Annotated in this window: 3 protein-coding genes and 2 pseudogenes; 1 reads left to right on the forward strand and 4 read right to left on the reverse strand. The window is 56.5% G+C overall.

The features are described from left to right. Window positions 1-654: 654 nt before the first annotated feature. The 4 genes and pseudogenes from RFW85_RS09715 to RFW85_RS09730 form a co-directional block, all read right to left on the reverse strand. On the reverse strand, window positions 655-1,806 hold the full coding sequence (locus RFW85_RS09715; protein ID WP_000221973.1) for a S1C family serine protease: 1,152 nt from the start codon (window positions 1,804-1,806) through the stop codon (window positions 655-657). 19 nt (window positions 1,807-1,825) lie between these two features. Next, window positions 1,826-2,779: a zinc metalloprotease HtpX gene (locus RFW85_RS09720; protein WP_005130184.1), complete on the reverse strand. Its 954-nt coding sequence runs from the start codon at window positions 2,777-2,779 to the stop codon at window positions 1,826-1,828. After that, on the reverse strand, window positions 2,766-3,254 hold the full coding sequence (locus RFW85_RS09725) for a phosphate-starvation-inducible PsiE family protein (protein ID WP_005130182.1): 489 nt from the start codon (window positions 3,252-3,254) through the stop codon (window positions 2,766-2,768). The genes RFW85_RS09720 and RFW85_RS09725 overlap by 14 nt, the downstream gene beginning before the upstream one ends. 11 nt (window positions 3,255-3,265) lie before the next feature. Next, window positions 3,266-3,597: pseudogene (locus RFW85_RS09730) on the reverse strand (GGDEF domain-containing protein). A gap of 59 nt (window positions 3,598-3,656) precedes the next feature. Here RFW85_RS09730 and RFW85_RS09735 point away from each other — a divergent pair. Further along, window positions 3,657-4,005 (forward strand): annotated as a pseudogene (locus RFW85_RS09735) (IS630 transposase-related protein). Window positions 4,006-4,155 lie beyond the last annotated feature (150 nt).

The following is a 4,155-nucleotide window of genomic DNA, read 5'->3' on the forward strand; positions in this document are numbered from 1 at the left end:
GTGCGAGAAATTTTCAAAGCCTATTTTGATCTAGTTTTTCTATATTTTATGACTAAAATTATGACTAAAAGAAAATATAAAATAAGTCTTTAAAAATAAAGACTTATTAATCTAGTCATAATCTTGGTCACATCTTTCACCAAGGTTAAGTTTCATCCTAACCCTAAAAACAGAGAGAAACGTCGCGCGCTCTCCTATTCATAAAAAATCCATTTTATATCAGTATGTTGTGAGCACTTACACCCGAGACTGGATCGTTTTGCCTTTCATGGGAGAATGATTAAGGGCGCTAAAGTATCATCCTAATTTTCGCCCAGGCTCGAAAAATACGGTAAATGGTGAAAATAAAAATTCATCCTTTTCCGATGTTGCCCGTTCCAACACGTAAGCAGTCAGTCAGAAAAAACACATAGATCCAATCCCTAGCGAGCATTGAGCTCTCTCATCCGTGCCAACTGCTCCAACCCTTGGACGCCCTAAATGCTTACCCAAAAAAATCAACATCTTCTTTTAAAAACACAATCAAAAATGACTCCCTTATATCCATTTAACCTAAACAGCCTTCCCCCCACTGCACTAGCTAGGGCTCGTAGTTCGGCGCAAGGCTGAAGTCGCTTGACTGCTTCGCTGTGCAGATCCATGACCCACTTTCCATCAAACTCCCGGTTGTAGTTCCACAAGCATCTCGCGAGTCTTGCCGGCCCGCTCCACTAACAAGACCACAACATCTCCAACGTTCTTGTCGTCTAGCCGGGCCTGTAATGTGGTGACGTCGTCGACGGCGATACCGTCGATGCTGATAACGCGATCGCCGGGCACGATGCCGCCTGCGGTGACCTCGACGCCGACGAGCCCGGCCCTGTGCGCCACCGAGCCCGGCGTCACGCGCAATACGAATACGCCCTTACTACCGGTCAGCGCCTGCAGACGCGCGTTGAGCTGCTCATCCACCTCGATGCCCAGCGCCGGACGGATGTACTTGCCGGTCTTTATGAGTTGCGGCACCACGCGCATGACGGTATCCACCGGCACAGCGAAACCGATGCCAGCGGACGCGCCCGAAGGGCTGTAGATGGCGGTGTTGATGCCGATCAGCCGCCCAGCCGAATCGAGCAGCGGGCCGCCGGAGTTGCCGGGGTTGATAGCGGCGTCGGTCTGGATCAGGTGATCGATGGCAGGCCCGCCCCCTTCGCCGTCGAGGGTGCGGTCGAGCGCCGAGACGATGCCGGTGGTGAGCGTCCAGTCCAATCCGAAGGGATTGCCGATAGCGAACACTTTCTGCCCGACCTTGAGGTCGGCACTGGTGCCCACCGGCACAGCTGGCGGGCGCTTGAAGCCGACGCCGATCTTGAGCACGGCGATGTCGTGCTCGGGGCTGGCGCCCACCAGCGCAGCCTGATAATCGCGACCGTCGGCCAGTTTGACCGTGGCAGACGATGCCCCCTGGATGACGTGGAAGTTGGTCACCACGTGGCCGGCATCGTCCCAGATGAAGCCGGAGCCGGTGCCGCGCGGCACGGAAAAGACATTGCGCGACCAGACGTCACGCACCAGTTGCGCCGTGGTGATGTAAACCACCGACCCGCGCGATTTCTCGAACAGTTGGATGGTGGTCTGCTCGTCTGCCGCCAGATCACCACGCGGTGTCACCGTGCGCTCGGCCGCTTCGCGCGGACTGAACCAGGCTTCGATGGCAGGCAAGAACTGCCACAGCAGCATGAGTGCGGCGATGCAGCCAGTGATGACGAGCCAGCGCCGGATGAATCGGTCCGGCGCCGGGCGGCTGTTGAGATCGGGGTAGGTCATGCCATTCTCCTTGTTGAAATCAGCGCCAGACACCGCTGGCGCGCCAACGCGGTGGGCGTGGCGCCAAGGGGATGTCCGGCAGAAATGGGCTGGAATGAAGCGGTTGCGGTGCCATCGAATCAGCCAATTCCCGCAAGCGTTGGATGCGCTCTGGCGTCGCCGGATGCGTGCGCAACCAGGAGGGTTCCGGGTTGCCCCATCCGGGCAGCAGCCAGGCGCGACTCTCCCGCTCGATCTTGGCGAGCGCCAAAGCCAATCCCTGTGGGTCGCCGGTCAATTCGGCGGTGAGCCGGTCGGCGTCGAATTCGCGCACCCGCGACAAACCCAGTTGCGCCAGCAGCGCGAGCTGCGGCGAAACGGCCAGCAACAGCAGCGCCGGCCACTGGATAGCGACTGTGCCCCACAGTAAGGCCGGCAGGCTGAAGAGGAGCATGATTTGCCCCAACAAGGCCAGAAGATGGGTGAGCCGGCTGATGGAATCGGCCAGCCCCATGACACGCAAATCCTCGTTCGCAATATGCGCGATTTCGTGGCCGAGCACGCCGGTCAACTCGCGGAGCGTGAGGCTACGCAGCAGACCGTCGGTCAGCGCGATGGCCGCGTGATGCTTCGTACCGGTGGCGAAGGCGTTGACGACCCCGCTGGGCACGTAGTGCGGTACCGGCACGGCAGGCAACCCGGCCCGCGCCGCCAGTTCGCGCAACACAGCCCAAAGATCGGGCGCTTCATTCGGGTGCAGAGGGCGTGCGCCATACAGCCGCAGGGTCAGCCCGGAAGCCGCCGCCGGTTCGAGCAGCAGGGTGAACCCCGCGGCCGCCAGCGCCAGCCACAGAGCGCTGTCACCCAACAGCAGGCTGCCGGCGACGGCGGCAATCCCGAGCAGGGTCAGCACCAACAGCGCGGTTTGCAGGCGATTGAGCCAGCGATGCCGCGCGCCGGCAGCCTGCGCGTGGCGCCGATCACGATGGCTCATTTGGGCTTTCCCCAGCGGCCCGGTCATCGCGCTCGCGCAGCAGCCAGTAAGTCGCCCCGAGGGCCAGCATCGCGCCTGCGAGCGCCGCGATCTTGGCGGGGCTGGTCTCCGGGTCGAGGATCACGAACTTGCGCGCCAGGGCGATCAGCCCGATCAGGATCACCGTCTTGACTTGGATGATGCTATCGCGGCGCAAGGCCACCCGCACGATGGAATGCTTAAACTCCATGGCGATGAGCAGCGTCATGATCATGCCGAACACGGTCTGGAAGACCTTGTGATCGAGCGGATTGAACGCATCGATGACCAGCAGGCTGAAGACGATCGAGATCAGCTGCAGCAGCGAGACCACGATGATCACGGCAATGATTGCGGACAGCGCGAGCGCGATCACCTGTTCGAAGCGCTCGTAGAACGTCATCACTGCCCATTGGGCACGAAATGTTTTGATCGGGTCCAGTTGCTTTTCCTTCATCGCCATTCCTCTCAATTCTGAAATACTTGTGCGCCCACAACTTGGTTGCGCCCTTGTCTTTTTGCCTGGTAGAGCGCGCTGTCCGCCTGCTGCATCACCTGCTCGGAAGAGTTTAAGCAGACGTCAAGGGGGGCCACCCCCATGCTGGCGCTATAGCTGATCGACACCTCTCCACACACCACCGCTGTCGTCGCAACGTCTTGACGAAATCGCTCCGCCCATACTTGGGCGTCTTCAATCGATGCCGCTTCCAACAACACAGCGAATTCCTCCCCCCAATCCGGGCAGCCATGTCGGTTGCGCGAATGTGTTCCCTCAACCGTGCAGCAAAGTGCTTGAGCACCTCATCGCCGCACCCGTGTCCATATAGTAAGCACGCAAAAAAACCAATACAATACCGATATGAGTTATCCAATACATTTTAGAAAGAAAATATTAGCCAAGCTTGAAGAAGGCCAATCTATTCGAGCGGTTGCTCAGCACTTCGAAATTGATAAAAATACAATTGTCGAATGGAAAAAAGCGAATCGAAATAAAAAGAACTCGACCAAGAAAACCATCTAAAGTTGATGATGATGCCTTACGTGCAGATGTTGAGCAATATCCTGATGATTATCAATATGAACGCGCTGCTCGTTTTGGTTGTGGTATTTCTACAATTGGAGATGCGCTCAAGGATCTAAATATCACAGTTAAAAAAAGACCTTACTGCACCCGAAAGCAAAAACAGAACTCAGAGAGCAGTATTTAAAAGATTTAAACCGATTAAGGTATCAACACCCAATCATCTATCTTGATGAAAGTGGATTTAAATCTCATGAACATAGACCTCATGGTTATTCAAAACAGGGAAATCCTTGTTATGGAACATATAATTGGCAATGGCTTTGTTGCACAAACC

Origin of the sequence: Acinetobacter sp. 12966 (assembly GCF_031196995.1) — a bacterium.
Classification (GTDB): Bacteria; Pseudomonadota; Gammaproteobacteria; order Pseudomonadales; family Moraxellaceae; genus Acinetobacter; species Acinetobacter geminorum.

What these genes read in the sequence shown, in the direction of transcription:
- RFW85_RS09715 (WP_000221973.1), bottom strand. Translation starts at nt 1,806, where the DNA reads ATGACCTACCCCGATCTCAACAGCCGCCCGGCGCCGGACCGATTCATC.
- RFW85_RS09720 (WP_005130184.1), bottom strand. Translation starts at nt 2,779, where the DNA reads ATGAGCCATCGTGATCGGCGCCACGCGCAGGCTGCCGGCGCGCGGCAT.
- RFW85_RS09725 (WP_005130182.1), bottom strand. Translation starts at nt 3,254, where the DNA reads ATGAAGGAAAAGCAACTGGACCCGATCAAAACATTTCGTGCCCAATGG.